Source organism: Arthrobacter sp. ISL-48, assembly GCF_018613805.1.
Taxonomy (GTDB): Bacteria; Actinomycetota; Actinomycetes; order Actinomycetales; family Micrococcaceae; genus Arthrobacter.
In genome coordinates this window covers 717,488-741,054 of the sequence record NZ_JAGGPL010000003.1, presented here as the reverse complement: position 1 = coordinate 741,054, position 23,567 = coordinate 717,488, and the positions used below count along the sequence as shown (strand labels likewise).

Here is a 23,567-nt window from a genome sequence, read left to right as displayed (position 1 = left end):
AAGAATAGGAACCATGACTTCCAGCAACCCTCGCAACGAGGCTCTCTTCGACCGCGCCCGCCAGCTGATGCCGGGCGGAGTCAACTCTCCCGTCCGTGCCTTCGGGTCGGTGGGTGGGACCCCCCGGTTCATGGTTTCGGCCAAGGGCCCGTACCTGACCGACGCCGACGGCAAGGAGTACGTGGACCTGGTCTGCTCCTGGGGGCCCGCACTGCTGGGACACGCCCACCCCGCCGTCCTGGAAGCGGTCCACGCCGCCGTGGACCGGGGGCTCTCCTTCGGTGCCTCCACCCCTGACGAGGCCAACCTCGCGGCCATCGTCCAGGAACGGGTACCGGCCGCCGAACGCGTCCGGATGGTGTCAACTGGCACGGAAGCGACCATGACGGCTGTCCGGCTGGCCCGCGGGTTTACCGGGCGGAACCTCATCATCAAGTTCGCAGGGTGCTACCACGGACACCTGGACGGCCTGCTCGCCGCAGCCGGCTCCGGGCTCGCAACCCTGGCGCTGCCGGGTTCGGCAGGAGTGACCGAGGCGACCGCCGCCGAAACACTCGTGCTGCCGTACAACGACCTCGCCGCCGTCGAGGCCGCTTTCGAAACCCACGGCCCCAACATTGCCGCCATCATCACGGAGGCGGCCCCCGCGAACATGGGCGTGGTGACACCCGGAGAAGGCTTCAACCTGGGGCTCTCACGCATCACCCGGGAGCACGGCGCTCTGCTGATCGTTGACGAAGTACTGACCGGGTTCCGCACCGGCTACTCCGGCTACTGGGGCCTCACCGGCGGAGCCGCCGACGCCCAGGAGCCATGGACTCCTGACCTGCTGACCTTCGGAAAAGTCATCGGCGGCGGAATGCCGACGGCGGCCCTCGGCGGGCGTGCCGACGTCATGGACTACCTCGCGCCTGTCGGCCCGGTCTACCAGGCGGGAACGCTCTCCGGCAACCCGGTTGCCATGGCAGCGGGCGTTGCTACCCTGACCCATGCAACCCGGGATGTGTACTCCTTCGTGGATGCCCGCTCACTGGAGCTGTCCTCTGCGCTGTCCGCGGCGCTGGATGACGCAGGTGTGGACCACTCCATCCAGTTCGCCGGAAACCTGTTCTCCGTCGCGTTCGGGACGTCTGCCACAGGTGTGCACAACTACGCCGACGCGCAGGCCCAGGAGACCTTCCGCTACGCGCCGTTCTTCCATTCCATGCTGGAGTCCGGCGTCTACTTGCCGCCGTCAGTGTTCGAGGCGTGGTTCCTGTCCGCTGCCCATGACGACGCCGCCATGGGCCGGATCCTTGATGCGTTGCCGGCCGCCGCGAAGGCTGCAGCGGCCGCGGCGAAAGGTTAGTCCCGACGTCGTTCGACGTCTTAACCTGAAAATCCCCCTTCCCGGACAAATCCCCTGCACATGCGAGGGGGAAAAGTCCGGGAAGGGGGGATTTTCTGTCCGGGCTACAGAACGTCCGAAAGGAAGCCCTTCAGGCGGTCCGTTTCGGGCGCCGAAAACACTTGCTCGGGAGGCCCGGATTCCACTACAACGCCGGCGTCCATGAAGGTCACGGTATCGGAGACATTGCGGGAGAATCCCATTTCGTGGGTCACAACGACCATGGTCATCCCACCCTTGGCGAGGTCCGCCATCAAGCCCAGGACACCCTTGACCAGCTCCGGGTCCAGGGCTGAGGTGGCCTCGTCGAAGAACATCACCTCGGGCTTCATGGCAAGGGCGCGGGCGATTGCCACCCGCTGCTGCTGGCCGCCGGACAGATTGGCGGGACGTGCGTCGGCCTTGTGCTTGAGCCCCACCAGGTCCAGCTGCTCAAGGGCTTCGGCGTGCGCCTGGTCCTTGGGCAGCTTGCGGAGCTTACGGAGGGCCAGCGAAACGTTGTCCACCACAGTCTTATGCGGGAACAGGTTGAACTGCTGGAACACCATGCCAATGCGCTGGCGCAGCTCGTCCGGGTTGTCCTTCAGGACTGAACGGCCATCGAGCAGGATATCGCCCTGGTCAGGTTCGATCAGCCGGTTCATGACCCGCAGCAGCGTCGACTTACCGGACCCGGAGGGACCGATCACCGACGCTGTGGTGCCTTTCTCCACATGGAGATCGATGCCGCGGAGCACATGGTTGTGGCCGAAGGAAAGGTGCAGGTTCTTGCCGGTCAGGGTGCCGGAAGTAAATTCTGTCATGTCAGGCCTTCTTTCCGATCGGCGCGGCCAGTTCATCCGGTTCCCTCTTCTCCGGCTTGCCGGTGCGGAGCCGGTTGTCGATAAAGTTCACCAGGTGCGTGAGCGGGACCGTCAGGACCAGATACAGCGCAGCGGCAGCAATCAGGGGCGAAAGATTGCCCGAGTTGGCCGCAGCGTCATTGCCGATGCGGAAGATTTCCCGCTGGCTGGAGAGCAATCCCAGCAGGTAGATCAGGGATGAGTCCTTGATCAGCGAGATGAACTGGTTCACCAAGGCAGGCAGGACCCGGCGGATCCCCTGTGGGATGACCACCAGGCGCATGGAGGAGGAGTAGCCGAAGCCGAGGGCACGGGATGCCTCCAGCTGCCCCTTTTCCACACTCTGGATGCCGGAACGGAAGATTTCCCCGATGTAGGCGGCAGCCATGAGCGTCAGCGCGAGGATGCCCAGCGGAAACGGGTTGGTGGACCCGGTCAGCTGGCGGACGATGGGGCCAAGGCCAATACCGATCAGCAGGATGGTCACGATCGCCGGAACGCCGCGGAAGACATCCGTGTATATCCTGGACAGCCATCGCAGCACTGGGTTGCGGGAGATGCCCATGACTGCCAGGAGCATGCCCAGGATGCACCCGAGCAGGCCCGAGGAGAACGCAAGGGTCAGCGTATTGGGCAGACCGACTGTGAGCATGGACGGCAGAACGGCGCCCATGGCCTCCCAGTCAAAGAAGGTCTTGATCAGTTGTTCGAGTGCATCCATGGACTAGGACTTCGGGACGGTGACGGCCTTGGAGCCCGGGGTCCAAGTCTCCGGGGTTTCCCGGTCCGGGTACCATTCCTTCGTCAGCTTGGACCAGGTGCCGTCGGCAATCACAGCGTCCAGGCCTGAGTTCAAGGCATCGATGAGGGCCTTGTTCTCAGCGTTCACAGCGTAGGCGGTGAAGTTCTGGGTGTTGACCACGGACTCTGCAATAACGGTGTTATCGCCGTCCTTGACCTGGCCGGTGGCCTGCTGGGACGGGGCAACCCAGGCGTCAACCTGGCCGTTCTTCACGTTGGCGTACGCCGTGTTGTAGTTCTCGAAGCGCACCGGCTCGATCTGCAAAGTGTTGGTGACGTAGTCATCCTGGACGGTGCCCTGGACCACTGCAATGCGAGTGTCCTTGGTGAGGTCCTTGAAGCCCTTGATCGTGGCGTCGGTCTTGGCAACCACGGCCATGTAGCCGAAGTCGTAGCCGTTGGTGAAGCCAACAGTCTTGCGCCGGGCATCCGTGGTGGAGATGGAGGAGGACCCGACATCGAACTGCTTGTTCTGGACCTGCGAGAGCAGGGAGGCGAATCCGGTGGCCTTGAACTCCACCTTGAGATCAAGCTTGGCGGCGATGGCCCGCAGGAGCTCGTTGTCGTAGCCGGTGAACTTGCCCGAGGGATCGATGAAGATGTTCGGCGGGGCGTCGGAGAGCGTGCCCACCGTGATGGTGCCGGGGGTGATCAGGCCCAAGGCAGCCTTGTCGACCTTGTCCAGGGGCGTGACCTCGGCGGTGGTGTACTTGTCCAGGGCCTGCTGGTCACTGCCGGCGAGGGCATCAGAGGGCGTTCCGCTGGGCTGTCCCGCCCCTGCGCCGCAGGCGGCCAGGGAGACAGCCACGGCAATCGCAACGGGAACGCTGGTCAGCCATTTCATGGCTTTGGTTTTCATGAGGAAGTCACTTTCATCTGAGTCATAAGTCCAACAGGGCGGCAAGGCTGCGCTGGTGGCGCCTGGCGCCTGCCCGGCGGTGGTGCGGAAGGCCGGGGCAGGGGTGACCGCAAAACTTAATCATCTCACTTCCCCCTCTTGGGAAGGATAGATGAACAAATGAATCCTCTGATTAGCTGCTGCAGAATATCGTTCGGTGAGGTGGCGTGGGAGGGTATGAGAGGAACGATGCCCCTGCAGGGTGCCGAATCCCCGGCCATCGGTAGGCTGAGTTTGCGTCCGGCGCGGGCATGTGAATTAGCTCGCAGCTAGAAGTCGCCCCGGCTGGCATCTTCCGGTGGGAGGACCGGCCAATCACCTTCGATCACGGCGGCTGGCTTGGTCTTACGGAGGTAGCCCTGGAAATCCGCGGCCTGGCTGACGGCCCAGTCCACTTGGAGCTGGTGGAGCTGGCTTGCCGGCATCCGCAGCTTGGGAAACTTGCCGGCCATGGCGTCGAGCACCCTGAGCGTGGCCAGGGCATCGGCAGCCGAGGTGTGGGCGTTGTCCAGGTTCACGTCGTACTCCTCGCAGAGTGCGGTGAGCGTCCGCTTGCCTTTGCGGTACCGGTCCACCTGCTTGTTCATGATGTACGGGTCCAGGACTGGAAATCGGCTCAACTGCGGGACGCCGTGACGGGCGGACTCTGCTGCGAGAACAGTGAAGTCGTAACTGGCATTGAACGCTATAACGGGAACGCCGTCGTCGAATAGTCCCTGGAGGACAGCTGCGAGTTCCCGGGTCACCTCATGGGCAGGCCGGCCGCCGCGCCTGGCCTGCTCGGTGGTGATGCCGTGGACATCGCTCGCCTCGGTGGGAATCTCGACGCCCGGATCCGCCAGCCATTCATGCTCCGTGATGACCTCGCCCTTGTGGTCCACAACTGTCACTGACGCCGTGACGATCCGCGCCGCGCGGGAATTCCGTCCGGTGGTCTCGAGGTCGAAAGCTGCGCGCGGGAGCGTGTTCCAGGTGGTCATATTTCAACGCTACCGGCGGCCACGGACAATTCCGGGTAACGCCACTGCGGCTAATCTGGATCCATGCGGATTGAGTATGTTGAGGCGGTGCTGGCCCTCGTGGAGCTGGTTCCAGCCGGATCCGCAGTTGCCTATGGGGACGTTGCAGAGCTCCTCGGCTCGGGTGGTCCACGTCAGGTCGGGTCCGTCATGAGCCACTATGGCAGCGCCCTGCCCTGGTGGCGGGTCATCAAGGCGAGCGGCCAGGCTCCGGAGGGACACGAAGCGGTGGCCCTACGCCATTATCTGCAGGAGGGAACACCGCTGCGAGGCGACCACCTTGATTACCTGCGTACAGGGGAGGGCCGGTGGAGGGTGGACTTGATAGCGGCACGCTGGGCACCCGACGAGGACGGCTTCGACCGGATAGACGCCATTGCGGAGCAACTGGAGCGGCGGCTGCACAGATTGTCGGTGGCTGATGATGGAATGTCGGTGTGACAGTAACAATCCCGCTGACTGACCCCTTCCACCAAGCCACCACGGCACCCGCTACAGAATCCGGCAGGGAAACCGCAACGGGCTCCCACGCCGGATACTTCACGGAACGTCCGGCTGTACCCGGCCCCAACGGGACCCGGCTTCGGCTCCTCCCGCCGCGCCAGGTCCACGCGGACGTCCCAGTGCTTTCGGCGGACCAGCAGGCCGCCGTCGAGGTGCCGCACGGTTCGGGCCCCGTTCTGGTTCCCGGAGCTCCTGGAACGGGAAAATCGACCGTCCTGGTGGAAGCAGTGGTCCGAAGGGCCCTCCACGATGGCGTGGACCCTGAGCGTATCCTGATCCTGGCGCCCGGCCGCCTGGCCGCGGACTCGTTGAGGGACCGGTTCACGGCCAGGCTGGACCGGAGCCTCAGCACGACTCCGGCGCGGACCTGGGCGTCGTACGCATTTGACCTGATCCGCCGCGCGAAGGCGGAAGGAATCCTGCCTCTTCCGCGCCCGCCCCGGCTCTTGTCAGGTCCGGAGCAGGACCTGATCATCAAGGAACTGCTGGAAGGCCACCGGATGCCGGGGCTGGAACTGCCATGGCCCGGTGATCTGGAAGCGGCTCTGGAGACGCGGGGTTTCCGCCACGAGGTTCGGCAGCTATTCGACCGGATTATCGAATCAGGCAGGACCGCAGATGACCTTGAGGAGCTTGGCCGGCAGTGTGGCAGACGGGACTGGATTGCCGCCGCTGCGCTTTATGCGGAGTACCGGGACGTTCTTGACCTGCGCATGCCCGAGGCTTTCGACCCCGCAGGCATCATTACTGCCGCCCGCCAGATTTTCCAGGATTCGCCTGATTTCTTGGCGGCGGAACGGGAGCGCTTGCAACTGGTGCTGGTGGACGACGCCCAGGAAGCCAACCCGGCGGTGTTTGAACTCCTGGCTGACATCGCCGCGGGAAAGGACTGCTATGTGGCCTCGTCCCCGGACACTGTGGTGCAGGGTTTCCGTGGGGCCCGGCCAGATCTCGTGGCTGAGCTTCCGCGGTTGCTGTCCGCGGGTGCGGGCGTGATAGAGCGGCCTTTGTGGCATACGCATCGGCATGCCCCCGCCATCGCCGAGGCCTGGCTTGGAGTTGCGGGCAGAATTTCACAACGGGCCGGTGGCCAGTCGGCGCGGCGGCTGGAGCAGCCAGACCCTGCGACGGAAGGGCCGGAACGGGTGGCGGCGGCGCAAGAGGACCGGCAGTCAGCCGGTGCTGTGGAGGCCCATCTTGTTCCCTCGGCGGTTCACGAGCTGCGCTACGTCGCCCAGCGCATCCTGGACCAGCACATCAACCACAGACGAGAACTCGCCGATATAGCGGTAATCGTGCGCAACGGCGGCCGGCTTAGCGAGCTCCAACGCTACCTGTCGGGCCAAGGAATCCCGGTGCGAGTGCCCGTGGCGGAATCAGCGGTGCGGGACGAAGTGGCGGTCCGCCCGCTCCTGGATGCCTATGCCATTGCGCTGGACCCCGCACTGTTGACCCCTGAAACAGCCGTATCCTTGCTTACTTCGCGGATCGGTGGAGCCACGTCACTGGAACTGCGCAGGCTGAGGCAGTCGCTGCGGCGCGAGGAACTGCTGGGCGGCGGCGGGCGGACCAGCGACGCACTTCTCGTGGAGGCCATTCTGCAGCCGGGTGCGCTGGCAACCCTTGGCATTGAGGCCAGAGCGGCACGGAGGACAGCGCGTATGATCCAGGCGGGCCGCATTGCTGCGGAAGAACCGGGAGCCAACGCCGAAACGGTCCTCTGGGCCCTGTGGCATGCCACCAACCTCGCAAATACGTGGACCGAATCCGCTTTGACCGGTGGCACCCACGGCGCCAGGGCTGACCGGGACCTCGATGCCATGATGGCACTTTTCCACACAGCCGAACGCTACGTGGACCAGATGCCGGGCGCAGGGCCGGAGCAGTTCCTCGAATACCTCCTGAACCAGGAACTGCCCATGGACACACTGGCGGCAAGGGCGCAGGTGGACGACGCCGTCGAACTGATGACACCTGCAAGTGCCGCCGGACGGGAGTGGCCGGTGGTCATTGTGGCGGGACTGCAGGAAGGCGTGTGGCCCAATACCCGGCTCCGCGGTGAACTCCTTGGCAGCACCCTGTTCGCGGACGCGGTGGAGCACGGTGTCGGTTACGCCCTGCAACTGGACCCGCTCAGCCGGTTGAGGGAGATCCGGTACGACGAGCTGCGGAGCTTTTCCACAGCCGTGTCCCGAGCCCGCGAGCTCCTGGTCTGTACGGCAGTCTCCTCCGAGGATGACCAGCCGTCCTCCTTTCTCGACTACGTGGCTCCGCTGCCACCGGATGAAGAGGGCCGGGGATTTACACCCGTTGAGCGTCCCATGACGCTGCGGTCCCTCGTGGCCGAACTCAGGCAGTACGCCCAGCTGGACGGACGGTACGCTCCCGAAGCGGCCGAAGCCACGAGGGTGCTTGCCGGACTGGCAGCAGCTGAGCCGCCGGTTCCGGGCGCGCACCCGGACAGCTGGTGGGGCCTTGCACCTTTGACAACCACGGCGGCCGTCGTGCCGCCGGGCGGTACCGTGTACGTGTCGCCCTCGAAGGTGGAGTCGGTGCAAAAGTCCCCCCTCGACTGGTTCGTCCAGGCCGCAGGCGGCGAAGCTGCTACCGACTTCGCGCGCAGCCTTGGCACGCTGGTCCATGCCATTGCACAGGATCTCCCGGATGCTTCCGGCTCCGAATACGTCGCTGAGCTCGTGCGGCGGTGGCCGGCCTTGGGAATGAAGGACAACTGGGAAGGCAAGCTCGATTTCCAGCGGGCTGAAGCCATGGTCCGGAAGCTGGCCCAATACGTCCTGGTCATGAGGAGCGAGAGCCGGAGCCTTCTGGGTGTCGAACAGGATTTTGAGGTCCGGCTTCCCGATGTTGCCGGCGACATCGGAGTTGATTCGACGGGTGCTGACACCGGCCCGGAGCCCGTCTCCGGTACTTCATCCCGGTCCGCCGTCCTCAGGGGCCAGGTGGACCGGCTCGAGATTGATGCAGAGGGCAGGCTCGTCATCGTGGACCTGAAGACCGGCAAACGCCAACCGGGCAAAACCGAACTCTCCCGCCACCCGCAGCTGGGTGCTTATCAGGCAGCTGTCCTCGCAGGGGGTTTCGGGGATACACCAGGGGTGCCCCAGGAGCCCCGGCCGGGCGGCGCCGTGCTGGCGCAGCTCGGCACCGGCACGAAGAATCCCGGCGTGCAGCAGCAGGACGCCCTTGATACGCAGGAAAACTGGGCGTTGGAGATGGTCATCGAGGCCTCGGTGGTGATGTCCGGCAACAGCTTCCAGGCCCGGCACGATCCTTCGAAGGGCAGCCACGGAGGCCAAGGCTGCAGGCTTCCCGAAGTCTGTCCATTGTGTGTCCGGGGAAAGCAGGTCACCGAATGAGCCCCCACCCGGGAACCAGGCAGCCGCGTTTCAGCCCGGAGCAGCTGTCCGAGATGCTGGGTGAAAAGAACACGCCAACACCTGAACAGTCCGCCGTCATCTCCTCGCCCCTGGCCCCGCGACTGGTGATAGCGGGAGCCGGCTCGGGCAAGACCGCGACCATGGCCGACCGAGTCGTCTGGCTTGTGGCCAACGGATGGGTCCGGCCGGAGGAAGTCCTCGGAGTCACGTTCACCAGGAAGGCCGCCGGTGAATTGGCTACCCGCATCAGGGGGAAGCTGGCGGCGCTGCAGCGCATCGCCGCCCAGGACAGCCAGCACGTGGTGTTCCCGGAAGGACTTCTCAGCAGCGACGCCCTTGAGCCCAGAGTGTCCACCTATCACTCATTCGCAAGCGGGATCGTTGCTGACTACGGCCTGCGGCTCGGGGTGGAACGCGACGTGGTGCTGCTGGGCAGCGCCCAGGCCTGGCAGCTCGCCAGCGAAGTGGTGGAGGCGTTCGACGGCGAGTACCGCCACTTTAGCGCGGCCAAGTCCACGCTCGTCAAGGCAGTCATCCAGCTTGCCGGGGAATGCGCCGAGCACCTCCAGGAGCCCGGGGATGTTGAGGCCTGGCTGATGGCGAGGCTCACAGAGTTCGAGGGACTGCCCTATGTGGCCGGGGCCAGGAAGAACGCTCCGCAGGCCTCGGCCGAGCTGGCAGCCATGTTGCGGACCAGGGCAAGCGTCGCGGACATGGTGGGCCGGTATTCCTCCGCCAAGCGGGCCAGGGGAGCCCTTGATTTCGGCGACCTTGTGGCACTGGCGGCCAAGGTAGCCACGCACGTGCCGCAGGCCGCGGAGATGGAACGGCAGCGCTATAAAGTGGTTCTCCTGGACGAGTTCCAGGACACGTCCTACGCCCAGCTGGTCCTGTTCTCGCGGCTCTTCGGCGGCGGCCATGCCGTCACCGCGGTGGGTGACCCCAACCAGTCAATCTATGGCTTCCGCGGCGCTTCCGCTGGCCAGCTGTTCCACTTTGTCCGCGAATTTCCTGTCAGCGTCGCGGACCGGGAAGGACAGGAGGTCTTCACGCCCGCGCCGACGTCCTACCTGACAACAGCGTGGCGCAACGGCCGCTCGATTCTCTCGGCCGCCAATGTCATGTCTGACGCGCTCGGCAGGGCCGCGGCGGCGAGGGAACCGGCCGGCGGAAGTGCCGGCGCGCCGGCGGCCGCTAGAGTCCCGCCGCTCCAGCCCAGCCCGTTTGCTCCGGAGGGACAGGTCGTCCTCGGCCGCTTCGGGACTGACGTTGATGAAGCCGTTGCCATGGCTGAGGGCGTTTTGAAGTACCGCCTCACCGACTTTGAGCACCGGGCGGACGGCACCCCTGTTCCCCCTGCGTTGGCCGTCCTGTGCCGCCGCCGCGCCCAGATGGAGGCCGTACGGCGCGAGTTTGAGGCCCGGGGGATCGCCTACGAGATCGTGGGCCTGGGGGGCCTGCTCGATGCCCCCGAGATCGTTGACCTGGTGGCCACACTGCGCGTACTTGCCGACCCTGGACGTTCGGATTCACTGATGCGCCTCCTGGCCGGCGCCCGCTGGCGCATCGGTCCAGCAGACCTGATGGCTTTCAAGGACTGGTCTGCCCAGCTGGCACGCAGACGCGGACACCGGGCCGGTGGGAGTTCTTCGGACAGCGATGACACCACCGTGCCGGAGGAGACGGTGATCGAAAGCGATCTGACTGACGGGGCCAGCCTTGTGGAAGCCCTGGATGCGCTCCCACGTGAGGGCTGGATCTCCCCGCTTGGAAGGTCGCTCAGTGCACAAGCCCGGCACCGGCTAAGCCTGCTGTCCCTGGAACTGCGGCAGCTTCGCGGTTACCTGGGGGATGATCTGGCCACCCTCCTTGGCGAAGTGGAACGTGCCATGCTGCTGGACATCGAGGTTGCGGCCCGGCCGGGAATCAGCATCCATCAGGCCCGACGCAATCTGGATGCGTTCCAGGACGCCGCGGCCGGTTTCCTGCGGACGTCCCAACGGGTGGACATCCTGGCATTCCTCTCATGGCTCGAGGCGGCAGCGGCAGAGGAGAACGGCCTGGACGCACCGGCAGCCGAGGTGAACCGTGAAGCCGTGCAGCTCTTGACCGTCCACGCGTCAAAGGGTTTGGAATGGGACGTGGTTTTCGTGCCGGGCCTCAACGACGGCGCCTTTCCCAGCAACCGCGATTCCCGGTGGAGCATCGGATCAGCCGCCCTTCCATGGCCGTTGCGGGGGGACCGTGTTGACCTGCCCCATTGGGACATTGACCAGCCGGATCAGAAGGGCTGGCTGGACGCGGAGAAGGAGTTCAAGTCAGCTGTCCAGGCCCACGGCGAGGCCGAGGAACGCCGCCTAGCGTACGTCGCGTATACCCGCGCCAAACACGTCCTCTGGGCCTCGAGTTCTGCCTGGGTTGGTTCCAGGGCAGGGCGGGCCGAAATGTCATCCTTCCTCGCGGAGCTCGAACCGCTCGTCACCCAGGCGAGGCACGGAAGCGAGACGAATGCCGCAGTTGTCCATCCTGCCTCCGTGGATGAACTTTCGCTGCCTGAGAAGAGCCCGCTGACCATGGGGACAGAGGTGGCGGAGTGGCCCTACGATCCGCTGGAGGGTCCGGTGGATCCACGGACGGGCGAGCGGCTTCGGCTTGTACCCGGCCGGAGGGCCGTGATGGAAAGCGCCGCGGCACGGATCCTGGCGGCCCTATCAGGAGGGTCGACAGGCGAATCTGATACGGCCAGCATCCCGCAGGCCGGCCTTGACAGGAGCATGATTGAGCTCCGCGGAAATGCCGCCGGGTGGGCCAAAGAGGCGGCCCTGCTGCTGGAACGGCGGTCCAGGAGGGCAGGTGGCCAAGACGTGCACCTCCCCGGCCACATCTCTGCGTCCACGTTGGTAAATCTGGGCGAGGACCCATCGGCCGTCCTGGCCCGGCTCCGGAGGCCGGTCCCGCGTGCACCTGGCATGTCTGCCCGGAAGGGAACGGCTTTCCACTCCTGGGTGGAGGAATACTTCGGCGCTGCCGGAATGCTGGATCTTGACGAAGCCCCCGGTTCGGACGGCCATATCGACGCCGCCTTCGACCTTGACGCGATGGTGGCCACCTTCCGGGCCTCGGAGTGGGCCAACCGTTCACCGGCCTTCGTGGAGGTGCCGGTGGAGACGCGCGTGGGCGAGGTGGTGGTCCGTGGCCGGATCGACGCCGTTTTCCGCGACGCGGACGGGCGCTGGGACCTGGTGGACTGGAAAACGGGCCGCAAACCCTCGGCTGCGCAGCTCGATGCCAAGGCGGTCCAACTGGCCGTGTACCGGCTGGCCTGGGCAAGGCTGAAAGGCGTTGCCGTGGAGGATGTTAAGGCCGCGTTCTTCTATGTGGCGGACAACGAGGTGGTGCGCCCTCATGACCTCGGGTCAGCCGCGGACCTGGAGCGGATTGTGGCGGTGGCCCTGGGCGTCAGTGCTTCGTGACGTCGATGATGGTGATCGCCGCCGTCGAAGTGTCGTCTGCGGACGGAGACCCGTTGCGGCCTTCGTCCGGGCTTGGCACGTCCGGGCTTGAAACTTCCCGGGTTGACTCCTCCGCAGCTGCGGAGGGGTCTTCGGCTGGAATCGGAGCGACCTGGACGGCCGGCAACACAGGCGCGGGCACCACAAGCTGAGGGGCAGGCGCAGGCACAGGTGTGACGGTCACCGATGGAGTCGGCACGGCGCCGGCTGAGGCACCGTTCCCCGGGGCAGCGGCCCCTGCGTCGGACACCGTGACGCCCGGCAGAGGCTCCACACTGATGGCCTGCCCGCCATGTTCGGCGACTTCGGTGGCGAGGGATTCGAGCATGCCCTCGGCTTCGGAGATCATGTCCGCGTCCCCGGCCGCTATGCCCTTGACCAGGTACTGCGCCAGGGCAAACTCGGCAGAAAGCGCCGCCCGCCGAAGCAGATGCTTGTCCGGCGAGTCCCGGCGCTCGCTGGTGTAGCTGCTGAGAACGCTGTCCACGAAGTCTTGCTCGTTGGAGGCGACCAGCCAGGCGAAATCATCGGCGGGATCGCCGATCCTCAGGTCTGTCCATCCGGTCACGGCTGTGACACGGCCGCCGTCCACCAGCAGGTTGTCCTCATGAAGGTCCCCGTGGACGACGCAGGGGTTGAAACGCCACAGCGAGACGTCTTCCAGGGCATGTTCCCAGCGGAGCAGGAGCGCAGGCGGGATCTTGCCCGTAGTGGCCGCCTGGTCAAGCTCGTTGAGCCGCCGCTGGCGGAATTCGTTGGGCGTGTAACTGGGGAGGTCCGCGTTGCTGACCAAGGCATGGGGCAGATCGTGGATCGCGGCCAGGGCTACGCCTATTTCGCGGGCGAGGGCATCCGGACCGGCGGTGAGTTCCTCCACGCTCCGGGTGCTGCCGGCGAGGTGGGAGTAAACGAAAGTACTGAGGCTGCCCAGCCGGACACTGCCGGCCACGGTGGGCATGAGGAAGGGCAATTCGGCACGGATTCCCGGAGCGAAGGCACGGAGCACCAGGAATTCCGTCTCGAGCCTGGCACTGGCTTCAGCGTGCTTCGGTGACCGGACCCGCCAGCGCTTTCCTTCTGAGTCGAGGAGCAGGGCTGAGTCGAAATCTGCGGGATCGTCCGGAGCGGCGCTCACGGCAGTGGGGGTCAGCCCGGGGACTGCTGCGGTTGCCACGGCTGCCAGTTCGATCGGTTTTCTTCTCACCGTTCCACGGTAGGTTGAGTGGCGGCCAAGACAACGATGTGCGGCGGCGAGTCTTCAGATCGACTCCAAATGTCGGCCCTTCTGTACGTGCCAGGACCGGCAGGCCCTGGAAATGTCAATTGTCGGTCCGAGTCAGTACGGTGGACACATGAGTCATGCGGAGTCCGCGACACCGGCCTGCCAGGCGCAGTCAACGCAGCTGCGGGCAAACCACCTTTTCGATACCGTGCTCCCGGTCCGGCCCGCGCTGGTGGACCGTGGTTCTGCCGGGCGCATCAGGCCCGGCATGGTGGACGAGTTGCTCGCACGCGATGGCACGCTGGCAGCGGTCCTGTCCGGAAGGCAGGCGCTGGTGCAGGGGGACAGCCTGCTGCTGGCTGGCGCCTCACAATTGTTGGCGGAGCTGCAGGGTCTTGGCTCGGCACCCGATCTGGTGATTTACCTCGGTGCCGCACTGCCGGGCTCTGACCTGCCCGAGGGCACGGAGCTTGTCCTTTTTGTGCTGCCTGCCCCCATGGAGCCGGGAACGGCAGGGATCCCGGCAAATGCCTCCTGGACAGGTTTCCGCGACATTGCCGCCGCTCTGAACCCCACCGACACAGCCCTGTTCGTGGAAGCCAGCGCCATCGCCAACTGGCATTCCGGCCACACCCACTGCCCGCGCTGCGGCGCCCCCACTGTTGTGGAGGCGGGCGGCTGGGTCCGCCGCTGTCCCAAGGACGGTTCGGAGCATTACCCTCGCACGGATCCTGCCATCATCGTGACTGTTGTGGGACCGGACGGACGGCTGTTGCTCGGTGGCGGCGGCGCCGTCGACGCCAGGAACTATTCCACTCTGGCCGGGTTCGTTGAGCCCGGCGAGTCCCTTGAGCAGGCAGTGGTCAGGGAAATCCTCGAGGAAGTCGGCGTGCGGGTTACCGGGTGCCAGTACCTGGGTTCGCAGTCGTGGCCTTTCCCCGCCTCGCTTATGCTTGGATTCACTGCCATCACCACCGACACGGAGGCAAGGCCCGACGGCGTGGAAGTCACCCGGGCACGGTGGTTCGGCCGGGAGGAACTCCAGGAGGAAGTGCTGAACGGCGAAATAACGATCTCCAGCCGCCTGTCCATCGCGCGCTCGCTGATCGAGCACTGGTATGGCGGAAGAATCCTGGACCGGACAGAGTCCTGACGCAGCACCGGCAGATGAAAACCAGGCCCCCCAACGACGAGACTCCAGCACGCGGCAGTGGAGACAACAGAGCAGCAGAAGTGACCACAGACAATATTGACCATGCGGAGTCCCTCGAGGATCGGATCCTCGGAGGCCTGGATGCTGAACAGCGGGAAGTCGCCAGCACGCTCAACGGACCGCTATGTGTGCTTGCCGGCGCCGGCACCGGGAAGACCCGCGCCATCACGCACCGCATTGCCTACGGCGTGCACTCCGGGGTGTACAACCCCCAGCGGCTCCTGGCCGTGACCTTCACGGCCAGGGCCGCCGCGGAAATGCGCAGCAGGCTGCGGGACCTCGGTGTGGGGAACGTCCAGGCCAGGACGTTCCACGCTGCTGCCCTGCGGCAGCTCCAGTTTTTCTGGCCACAGGCAGTGGGCGGCACGCTGCCCAACCTCCTGGACCACAAAGCCCAGATGATCGCCGAGGCAGCCCGACGTTTGAGGCTCAGCACCGATCGTGCCTCCATCCGGGACCTGGCATCGGAGATCGAGTGGGCGAAGGTTTCCATGTTGACTCCGGCCAACTACCTGGAAAACGCCAAGGGGCGCGGCACACCCGGCGGATTCGACCTCACGGCAGTCGCGAGGGTCTTCCAGTCGTATGAGGATGTGAAAACCGACCGCAACGTCATCGATTTCGAGGACGTGCTGCTGATCACCGTCGGTATCCTCCAGGAGGACCAAAAGGTTGCGGCTACGGTCCGGGAACAGTACCGGCACTTTGTGGTTGACGAGTACCAGGACGTATCCCCCCTGCAGCAACGCCTCCTGGAACTCTGGCTCGGGGGAAGGGACGACCTCTGCGTTGTGGGTGACGCCAGCCAGACCATCTATTCCTTCACGGGCGCTTCGCCCAAACACCTGCTCGACTTCAAGGCCAGGTATGCGGAAGCCCACGTGGTGAAACTGATCCGGGACTACCGTTCAACGCCCCAAGTGGTCAAGCTTGCCAACGACCTGCTGGGCGGGCGGCGAAGCGGCGGACCCGTGGCGGATGCTGCGTGGGCAGCGCCGCTCCAGCTGGTCGCCCAGAGGCCCGCAGGCCCCCCGCCCCAGTTCACGGAATGCGCCGACGATGAAGCGGAAGCCGCCACTGTGGCGCTCAAGATCCGGGAACTGCTCGACGCCGGTACCCCGGCGAGCCAGGTGGCTGTGCTCTTCCGCACCAACGGGCAGTCTGAAGCCTACGAGCAGGCTCTCGCAGCAGCAGGCATCGGTTACCAGCTGCGCGGCGGCGAGCGGTTCTTTGCCCGGAAGGAAGTGCGGGACGCGATCCTTCAGTTGCGGGCCGCAACCAGGGCCGTGGCCGAAACCGCGACGCCGGAACCGCTCGGGCAGCTGGTCCGCGACATTGTCGCGTCCCTGGGTTATACCGAAGCCCCTCCGCACAACGGTGGCGCCCTGAGGGAGCGCTGGGAATCCCTGGCCGCACTGGTGGCCCTCGCTGATGAACTGGTCCAGACGCGGGGTGACCAGTTCAGCCTTGCGGATTTCGTCACCGAGCTCCAGGAGAGATCCCTGGCGCAGCATGCGCCCACCGTCCAGGGGGTCACGCTCGCGTCCCTGCATGCCGCCAAGGGCCTGGAGTGGGATGCTGTTTTCCTGGTGGGTCTCAGCGAGGGCCTGATGCCGATTTCCTTTGCCGATACGCCTGAAGCCGTGGACGAGGAGCGCCGGCTCCTCTATGTCGGGATAACCCGGGCGCGCGAGCACCTTGCCCTGTCGTGGTCTGCTGCCCGCACCCCTGGTGGCCGGGCCAACAGGAAACCTTCCCGGTTCCTCGACGGACTGAGGCCCGATTCAGTGGCCAGTTCCAGTGCGCGCGGCAGCGGTCCCGCGCCGCGGAGGAAAGCGGCCACGCCTGCCGTGTGCCGGGTTTGCGGCAGCATGCTGGCAAGCGGTGCGGAGCGCAAGGTGGGGCGCTGCAACGGATGTCCCCCCAGCTACGAGGAACAGACGTTTGACGCCCTCCGGCAGTGGAGGAAGGCGGTCGCGCTTTCGGCCGACGTCCCGGCGTTTGTGGTATTCACTGATGCCACGCTGACCGCCATAGCCGAGGCCAAGCCAGCCTCGCTTGAGGAACTTGCGGCCCTCGCCGGCGTCGGGCCCTCCAAGCTGGAACGCTACGGCGAAGACGTGCTCCGTGTGCTTGTTGAAAGCACCGAGCTGTGAGGCCACCGGCGACGGCGGCCCGGCGGACCACGGGAGATGGCGCCCCGGTTGAGGTGCGGCGTTCGGCCCGCCGTACGCGGACAGTGGCGGCTTTCTGGGAGAACGGGACCGCAGTGGTGGCCATACCCGCCCGGTTCACGGTGGCGCAGGAAGCTGAATGGGTGCACCGGATGCTGGAAAAGCTCCAGCGCCAAGGGGAGCGGCGCTCCCACAAGGGCAGGAAGCGGCCGGCTACGGATGGTGCATTGGCGGCCCACGCAGCCGCTCTCTCAGACCGTTATTTCGGTGGGCGGGCGGTTCCGACGTCGGTGCGATGGGTCAGCAACCAGAACTCGCGCTGGGGCTCGGCAACGCCGTCGGACGGCAGTATCCGGCTCTCCGACAAGCTCAGGCCCATGCCCCAGTGGGTCATCGATTACGTGCTGCTCCACGAGCTTGCCCACCTGTTGGTAGCCGGGCACAACGCCGCCTTCTGGAAACTGCTCGAGGCTTATCCAGATACCGAGCGGGCCAAAGCGTTCCTTGAGGGCGTTTCCTTCGCCACTTCCCGAGGGCTGGAACCCGACGAAGCCTGACCGGGGGACGCCGGCCAGGACCCTGGCTGACCTCCGGCTCAGCCCTTAGGCTGGTCGTCGCTGTCGTCGGGACCTTTCCGGTCGCCGTCGCCGTCGCCGTCGTTGTCCTGACCGGTACCTTCACCGGCTGGCCCGGCTGTGTCCCCACCGGATTCCGGGGCATTGTCGAAGCCGCCGTTCAGCAGCTTTTGCAACGCGTCGTCCACTTCGCTGTCGCTGGCTTCCGCCAGCTTGCGGCGGCCAGTGAACCCCGTCGGATCATCCAGGTCCTCGGCGGTAGGCAACAGGTCGGGGTGCTGCCAAATGGCGTCGCGTCCTTCGATGCCGCGTTCGTCCTTGAGGCCTGCCCACAGGGTGGCCGCCTCGCGGAGCCGCCGCGGACGCAGTTCCAGCCCCACCAGTGAAGCGAACGCGTGCTCCGCCGGGCCGCCTGTGGCCCGGCGACGGCGGACAGTCTCGCGGAGGGCGCCGGCTGAGGGCAGCAGCTTCTCGGTTGCTGCGGCGGTCAGTTCATCCACCCACCCTTCGACCAGTGCGAGGGCTGTCTCAAGCTTTTCAAGGGCCTGTTCCTGGGCAGGGGTGCGCTGGGGCATAAAGACCCCCTGGGACAGGGCCTCCTGGATGCCCTCAGGGTTGCTGGGATCAAGGTCACGGGCCAGCTCTTCGATCCGTGAGGTATCAATATGGATGCCACGCGCGTATGCCTCGATTGCGCCCAGCAGGTGCCCCCGGAGCCATGGAACCTGGACAAACAGGCGTGCGTGGGCAGCCTCCCGGACGGCAAGGAAGAGCCTGATGTCATTCGCCGGGATACTCAGGCCCTCGCCGAAGGATGCGACATTTGTGGGCAGCAGTGCCATCTCAAGGTCGGCCAGCGGCACACCGATGTCCGTGGAACTGACCACTTCGGCTGACAGGGCTCCAATCGCCTGCCCAAGCTGCATCCCGAAGATGGCTCCGCCCATGTTCTGCAGCATCGAGGAGGCCCCGCCCATCATGGACTTCATTTCCTCGGGCATCTGTTCGGTCATGGCGTTGGACAGTGCGTTGGCGATGCTGTTCGCCACGGGTTCTGTGAGCCGCTTCCAGGTTCCCAGGGTGGCCTCCACCCACTCCGCACGTGACCAGGCGCGTCCGATCAGGCCGGTGGCCGGCAGGTCCGTCACTGGATCAAGCCACAGTTCGGCAAGACGCAGGGCCTCGTCCACCTCGCGGGACTGCACCGAGCTGACCGACGGGTCACTGGCGCTTGCCGCCACCCGGCGAGCATTCTCGTGCGCAAGCTTCCAGTTGACAGGTCCCTCCGACGGTGCGCTCATCATGGCCTGGACCTGGGAGAACATCTGGGCCAGGAGATTGGGGTCGTCTGGAAGACCTGCCGCCTTCGCGAGCTCGGCGGGGTCGATGTTTTCCATGCCCTTGCCGCCCATCAGGTTCTGCAGCATTTCTGTCAACGGATCCTTTGGCGCATCATCGCCATTGGACGGATTGAGTGGGTTGGAGGTCATGATCCCGCCGATCGTCGGTGTGACTGTTCACTTCACGGTACCCCGGGCGCGGGCGGCTGTCTGCCGGACGGCGCTATCGTTCGCTGTGGGCAAAGAGCGTGCCGAAGGCCCCAACGCGTAGTGTTGGCTGAGTGACTACAACCCGTGGCGAGCACCCATCCGAGGACCACGCTGCCAACCTCGACGCCCGCGCGGCCCTGGCCGCAGAGATGGCTTCCCCAGGACAAGAAAATATGCTGCCCGGCGATACTTCTCCGGATGGCGGTGCTCCGCGCGGCGCCAAGCGGGGGAGCAACAAGGTCTCCTTGATGACGACGGCCGGACTGCTGGCGCTGGGGCTCGGAATTGCGGCCGGAACCATCCCCGTGCCGTATGTGGTGGAATCTCGCGGCCCCGCGTTCAATACACTGGGCGAGGTCCAGGGCAGCCCGGTCATCAGCGTCACCGGACATGAAACGTATCCCGCCCAGGGGAACCTGGATCTGACTACGGTCTATGTCGAAGGCGGCCCTAACGGTCCCGTCAGTATCTTCGGCGCCTTTGCAGCCTGGCTGGACCGGTCAAAAGCCGTGTACCCGGAGGAGCTCATCTATCCGAGCGGGACCACCAAGGAGCAGGCCGCGGAAGAGGGTGCGGTGGCCATGACCACCTCCCAGGAGAACGCCGTCGCTTCCGCGCTGACCGAACTCAAGATTCCCTTCGGCCAGCAGCTCCAGGCGGCCGGCCTCTCCGATGGGTCGCCGTCGCAGGGCAAGATCGAGAAGGGCGACGTCTTCGAGTCGATCAATGGCAAACCAGTGGCATCCCTGGCCGTCGTCCAGTCCGAACTGGCGGCGGGAAAGGGGAAACCGGCCACGCTGGTAATGGACAGGGCGGGCGAGCCCGTGACCGAAACCATAACGCCGGTGGACAACGGTGCCGGCCGGTACATCCTGGGCGTCATGCTCCAGTACCGCTTCAGCTTCCCGTTCGACGTGAAAATCTCGCTGGACAAGGTTGCCGGCCCCAGCGCGGGCATGATGTTTTCCCTCGGCATCATCGATACCCTGACTCCTGGTGACCTGACCGGCGGGAAGCACGTCGCCGGAACCGGCACCATCTCGCCCGACGGGATGGTCGGACCGATTGGCGGAATCGACCAGAAAATGCAGGGCGCCCGCGCCGGGGGAGCCACGTTGTTCCTTGCCCCGGCCGCGAACTGTGACGAGGTTGTGGGACATATCCCGGAAGGGCTGCAAGTGGTGAAGGTGGAGAACCTGGCCCAGGCGCGCCATGCTGTCGAGGTCGCCGGTTCAGGCCAGGACACGTCCGGTCTGCCCGGTTGCTCCAGCAACTAGACTTAGGCCAGGAACTAAGCTTTACCGCCACTCGTGGCAGATATGACGGACCTTGCCACACGCTTGACGGGTCGGGGACGTCTCTTGCAGGAACGCTTGAAATGTTAATCTGACGACAGCTATGAGGTACCGAGTTTGTCCCGTCCCACCAGCCCCATCCCGCCCGGAAGAAACCCCTCAAGACGCGGTGCCCTCACGCCCACGCTGATAGTCGTTGCCCTTGTGGTGGTGGGATTCATCTTCTTCGCCAACGTGTGGACTGACGTCCTCTGGTACCGGCAGCTCGGATTCTTCGAAGTGTTCGTGACGGAAAATGTCGCGCGCATCGGCATTTTTGTCGCAGGGTTCGCCTTGATGTTCCTGGCCGTCTATTTTGCCATCCGGACCGCCTACCGCGCCCGGCCGGTGTACGCCCCGGATTCGGAAGTCCGGGACAACCTGAACCGGTACCAGGCCCAGCTCGAACCCGTCCGCCGCGTCGTCATGGTGGGACTGCCTATCCTGTTCGGTTTGTTCGCCGGCAGCGCTGCTGCCAGCCAATGGCAGAAGGTACTGCTGTTCTTCAATCAGGAACCGTTTGGACAGAACGATCCGGTATTCAACATGGACATCAGCTTCTACCTCATGTCCCTTCCCTTCTTCGGGTTTGTCACCGGTTTCCTGATCAGCGTCGTGGTGCTCGCTGGCATTGCCGGTACCCTGACCCACTACCTTTACGGCAGCATCCGGCTTATGGAACGCGGAATTTTCACCAGCCGGGCCGCCCAGATCCACCTCGCCGTAACTGGTGCAGCCTTCTTACTCCTCCTCGGCACCAACTTCTGGCTCGACCGCTTTGGTTCACTGCAGAACAGCGGAGGCCACTGGGCCGGAGCGCTGTACACGGACGTGAACGCCGTCATCCCCACGAAGGCCATCCTGGCAGTGGCCGCCGTGCTGGTGGCCATCCTGTTCGTCGTTGCGGCAGTGATCGGCCGCTGGCGCCTGCCCGTCATCGGAACGGCCATGCTGGTCATCACGTCCATTCTTGCCGGCGGCGTCTACCCCTGGGTGATCCAGCAGTTCCAGGTCCGTCCATCCGAACAGACACTGGAAAATCCGTACATCACCCGCAATATCCAGATGACCCGCGCCGCCTACGGCCTGGACAAGATCCAGGTTGATCAGTACAACGCCACCAACAACGCCACCACCGGTGCACTTGCCCCGGACGCCCAGACCACTGCCAACATCCGATTGCTGGACCCCAACCTCATTTCGGACGCGTTCTCCCAGCTGGAGCAGTACCGGCCGTACTATCAGTTCCCGAAGTCGCTCAACGTTGACCGTTACCTGGTGGACGGCAAAGTGCAGGACACTGTCATTGCCGTGCGTGAGCTGAACCCCCAAAATGTGCAATCGAACCAGCAGGGCTGGCTCAACCAGCATGTTGTCTACACCCACGGCTACGGCGTGGTGGCGGCGAAAGGCAACAAATTCACCGTCGACGGGAAGCCGGACTTCCTCCAGTCCGGCATCCCTTCCACCGGTGTCCTCGGCAACGACTCCACCTACGAGCCCCGCATCTACTTCGGCGAAGATTCAGCGGAGTATTCTATCGTCGGTGCCCCGGCAGGGGCGGCCCCCCGCGAGCAGGACAGGCCTTCCGGCAAGGAAGGTGGCGGCGAAACGCAGTACACCTTTACGGGCAACGGCGGCCCGAATGTTGGCGGCTTCTTCAATAAGGTGCTCTATGCGATTAAGTTCCAGTCGTCCGACCTGCTTCTGTCAGACGGCGTTAACCAGGATTCGCAGATCCTGTATGACCGCAATCCGCGCGAGCGGATCCAAAAAGTCGCCCCGTATCTGACAGTGGACGGCAACGCCTACCCCGCTGTAGTGGATGGTCGCGTGAAGTGGATCGTGGACGGCTACACCACGAGCCAGTACTACCCGTATTCGCAGCAGGCGCAGCTGTCGGACGCCACAACGGACTCACAAACTACTTCCGGACGTGCAGTGGCCCTGCCGAACAGCTCCGTGAACTACATCAGGAACTCCGTCAAAGCGACTGTCGACGCCTATGACGGGTCGGTCACCCTGTACGCCTGGGACGACCAGGATCCCCTCCTGAAGGCGTGGCAGAAAGTTTTCCCGACTTCACTGAAGCCCTACTCCGAAATGTCCGCAGACGTGATGAGCCACGTGCGTTACCCGGAGGACCTGTTCAAGGTCCAGCGCGAGCTCCTGGGCAGGTATCACGTTACTGATCCGGCCAGCTTCTACAAGACCGACGACGCCTGGAGTGTTCCGAACGATCCAACGGTCTCAACTGACGTCAAGCAGCCGCCCTTCTACATGTCCCTGCAGATGCCTGACCAGAAGCAGCCGGCTTTCCAGCTGACATCGTCGTTCATTCCTCAGATTGTGAACGGAACCGCACGCAACGTCCTGTATGGCTTCCTTGCGGCGGACTCAGACGCCGGCAACCAGAAGGGTGTCAAGGCCGATACTTATGGCCAGCTGAGGCTCCTCCGGATACCACCCGAGGCCCAGGTCCCTGGTCCGGGCCAGGCTCAAAACAAGTTCAACTCGGATCCATCTGTCTCCCAGGCGCTGAACCTGCTGAGGCAGGGGGCCTCGGATGTGTTGAACGGCAACCTGTTGACGCTTCCGGTTGGCGGCGGAATCCTCTACGTCCAGCCGGTCTACCTGAAGTCCACGGGTGAAACGTCCTATCCCACCCTGCAGCGCGTGCTGGTGGCATTCGGCGACAAGGTGGGGTTCGCCCCGACCCTGGATGCGGCGCTCAAGCAGCTCTTCGGCGGTGACTCCGGAGCGTCCGCCGGTGACTCCGCCAACAATGGCCAGACCCCGGCTGCTCCCGGTGCAACCCCGCCCGTCGTCAGCGTGGGTGCCCAGGCCGACCTGAAGGCTGCACTGGAAGCGGCGAATGCCGCCATCAAGGCCGGCCAGGCCGCTTTGGCGGCCGGTGACTTCGCGACCTACGGGGATCAGCAGAAGAAGCTGGCTGCAGCCCTCCAGAGTGCCCTTGACGCCGAGGCCAAGATTCCTGCAGTGACTCCGGATGCCACACCGGCTCCTGCTGCCACTCCATCGGGTACGGCAAGTCCGACTGGTTCGGCCACGCCGTCGCCCTAGGCGGTCACTGACAGCCACGGGCCAGGAACCCATCGCCCCAGCAGCCCGGCCACG

15 protein-coding genes are annotated in these 23,567 nt (G+C 65.1%); 9 read left to right on the top strand and 6 right to left on the bottom strand.

Annotated elements, in window-relative coordinates:
• Positions 1-13: 13 nt before the first annotated feature.
• A complete protein-coding gene (hemL, locus tag J7E83_RS07240) occupies positions 14-1,348 on the top strand; it encodes a glutamate-1-semialdehyde 2,1-aminomutase (protein WP_214960370.1) in 1,335 nt (444 codons plus the stop codon).
• A gap of 104 nt (positions 1,349-1,452) precedes the next feature.
• On the opposite strand, the gene J7E83_RS07235 is transcribed toward hemL, so the two are convergent.
• The 4 genes from J7E83_RS07235 to J7E83_RS07220 all read right to left on the bottom strand — a co-directional run bounded on the left by J7E83_RS07235 (position 1,453) and on the right by J7E83_RS07220 (position 4,908).
• The gene (locus J7E83_RS07235; RefSeq protein WP_214960368.1) at positions 1,453-2,190 is read right to left on the bottom strand and encodes an amino acid ABC transporter ATP-binding protein; all 738 of its coding nucleotides are present in this window, start codon (positions 2,188-2,190) and stop codon (positions 1,453-1,455) included.
• A 1-nt stretch (position 2,191) separates the two neighbouring features.
• Positions 2,192-2,950 carry an amino acid ABC transporter permease gene (locus J7E83_RS07230; RefSeq protein WP_214960366.1) on the bottom strand — a complete coding sequence of 253 codons (759 nt, stop codon included), beginning with the start codon at positions 2,948-2,950 and terminating at the stop codon, positions 2,192-2,194.
• A 3-nt stretch (positions 2,951-2,953) separates the two neighbouring features.
• On the bottom strand, positions 2,954-3,889 hold the full coding sequence (locus J7E83_RS07225; RefSeq protein WP_214960365.1) for an ABC transporter substrate-binding protein: 936 nt from the start codon (positions 3,887-3,889) through the stop codon (positions 2,954-2,956).
• Between the two features lie 308 nt (positions 3,890-4,197).
• Positions 4,198-4,908, bottom strand: coding sequence for a 3'-5' exonuclease (locus J7E83_RS07220; RefSeq protein ID WP_214960363.1), 711 nt, complete (start codon positions 4,906-4,908; stop codon positions 4,198-4,200).
• Positions 4,909-4,971: 63 nt separating this feature from the next.
• Between J7E83_RS07220 and J7E83_RS07215 the strand changes: the two genes are divergently transcribed.
• From J7E83_RS07215 to J7E83_RS07205, 3 genes are all read left to right on the top strand, one after another.
• On the top strand, positions 4,972-5,388 hold the full coding sequence (locus J7E83_RS07215; RefSeq protein ID WP_214960361.1) for an MGMT family protein: 417 nt from the start codon (positions 4,972-4,974) through the stop codon (positions 5,386-5,388).
• Positions 5,389-5,570: 182 nt separating this feature from the next.
• Positions 5,571-8,828 (top strand): ATP-dependent DNA helicase, encoded by a 3,258-nt coding sequence (locus J7E83_RS07210; RefSeq protein WP_311379615.1) that lies wholly within the window; start codon positions 5,571-5,573, stop codon positions 8,826-8,828.
• The gene (locus J7E83_RS07205) at positions 8,825-12,322 is read left to right on the top strand and encodes an ATP-dependent DNA helicase (protein WP_214960357.1); all 3,498 of its coding nucleotides are present in this window, start codon (positions 8,825-8,827) and stop codon (positions 12,320-12,322) included. Before J7E83_RS07210 ends, J7E83_RS07205 begins: the two co-directional genes overlap by 4 nt.
• Here J7E83_RS07205 and J7E83_RS07200 read toward each other — a convergent pair.
• The gene (locus J7E83_RS07200; RefSeq protein WP_214960355.1) at positions 12,309-13,565 is read right to left on the bottom strand and encodes a macrolide 2'-phosphotransferase; all 1,257 of its coding nucleotides are present in this window, start codon (positions 13,563-13,565) and stop codon (positions 12,309-12,311) included. The genes J7E83_RS07205 and J7E83_RS07200 overlap by 14 nt on opposite strands.
• A 148-nt stretch (positions 13,566-13,713) precedes the next feature.
• Between J7E83_RS07200 and nudC the strand changes: the two genes are divergently transcribed.
• From nudC to J7E83_RS21505, 3 genes are all read left to right on the top strand, one after another.
• A complete protein-coding gene (nudC, locus tag J7E83_RS07195; protein ID WP_214960353.1) occupies positions 13,714-14,736 on the top strand; it encodes an NAD(+) diphosphatase in 1,023 nt (340 codons plus the stop codon).
• Positions 14,737-14,816: 80 nt separating this feature from the next.
• Entirely contained in the window at positions 14,817-16,952 is a 2,136-nt protein-coding gene (locus tag J7E83_RS07190) for an ATP-dependent DNA helicase UvrD2 (RefSeq protein WP_214960351.1), read from the top strand.
• Entirely contained in the window at positions 16,949-17,527 is a 579-nt protein-coding gene (locus J7E83_RS21505; RefSeq protein ID WP_214960349.1) for a M48 family metallopeptidase, read from the top strand. The genes J7E83_RS07190 and J7E83_RS21505 overlap by 4 nt, the downstream gene beginning before the upstream one ends.
• Positions 17,528-17,565: 38 nt before the next feature.
• On the opposite strand, the gene J7E83_RS07180 is transcribed toward J7E83_RS21505, so the two are convergent.
• The gene (locus J7E83_RS07180) at positions 17,566-19,035 is read right to left on the bottom strand and encodes a zinc-dependent metalloprotease (RefSeq protein WP_214960347.1); all 1,470 of its coding nucleotides are present in this window, start codon (positions 19,033-19,035) and stop codon (positions 17,566-17,568) included.
• Positions 19,036-19,244: 209 nt separating this feature from the next.
• Between J7E83_RS07180 and J7E83_RS07175 the strand changes: the two genes are divergently transcribed.
• Together J7E83_RS07175 and J7E83_RS07170 are read left to right on the top strand one after the other, a co-directional pair.
• Positions 19,245-20,372: a PDZ domain-containing protein gene (locus tag J7E83_RS07175; protein ID WP_396020522.1), complete on the top strand. Its 1,128-nt coding sequence runs from the start codon at positions 19,245-19,247 to the stop codon at positions 20,370-20,372.
• Between the two features lie 135 nt (positions 20,373-20,507).
• Positions 20,508-23,513: a UPF0182 family protein gene (locus J7E83_RS07170; protein WP_214960345.1), complete on the top strand. Its 3,006-nt coding sequence runs from the start codon at positions 20,508-20,510 to the stop codon at positions 23,511-23,513.
• Positions 23,514-23,567: the final 54 nt, after the last annotated feature.

Excerpts from the sequence above, each read along its gene's own strand:
- hemL (WP_214960370.1), top strand. The coding sequence starts at position 14 with ATGACTTCCAGCAACCCTCGCAACGAGGCTCTCTTCGACCGCGCCCGC.
- J7E83_RS07235 (WP_214960368.1), bottom strand. The coding sequence starts at position 2,190 with ATGACAGAATTTACTTCCGGCACCCTGACCGGCAAGAACCTGCACCTT.
- J7E83_RS07230 (WP_214960366.1), bottom strand. The coding sequence starts at position 2,950 with ATGGATGCACTCGAACAACTGATCAAGACCTTCTTTGACTGGGAGGCC.
- J7E83_RS07225 (WP_214960365.1), bottom strand. The coding sequence starts at position 3,889 with ATGAAAACCAAAGCCATGAAATGGCTGACCAGCGTTCCCGTTGCGATT.
- J7E83_RS07220 (WP_214960363.1), bottom strand. The coding sequence starts at position 4,908 with ATGACCACCTGGAACACGCTCCCGCGCGCAGCTTTCGACCTCGAGACC.
- J7E83_RS07215 (WP_214960361.1), top strand. The coding sequence starts at position 4,972 with ATGCGGATTGAGTATGTTGAGGCGGTGCTGGCCCTCGTGGAGCTGGTT.
- J7E83_RS07205 (WP_214960357.1), top strand. The coding sequence starts at position 8,825 with ATGAGCCCCCACCCGGGAACCAGGCAGCCGCGTTTCAGCCCGGAGCAG.
- nudC (WP_214960353.1), top strand. The coding sequence starts at position 13,714 with ATGAGTCATGCGGAGTCCGCGACACCGGCCTGCCAGGCGCAGTCAACG.
- J7E83_RS07180 (WP_214960347.1), bottom strand. The coding sequence starts at position 19,035 with ATGACCTCCAACCCACTCAATCCGTCCAATGGCGATGATGCGCCAAAG.
- J7E83_RS07175 (WP_396020522.1), top strand. The coding sequence starts at position 19,245 with ATGGCTTCCCCAGGACAAGAAAATATGCTGCCCGGCGATACTTCTCCG.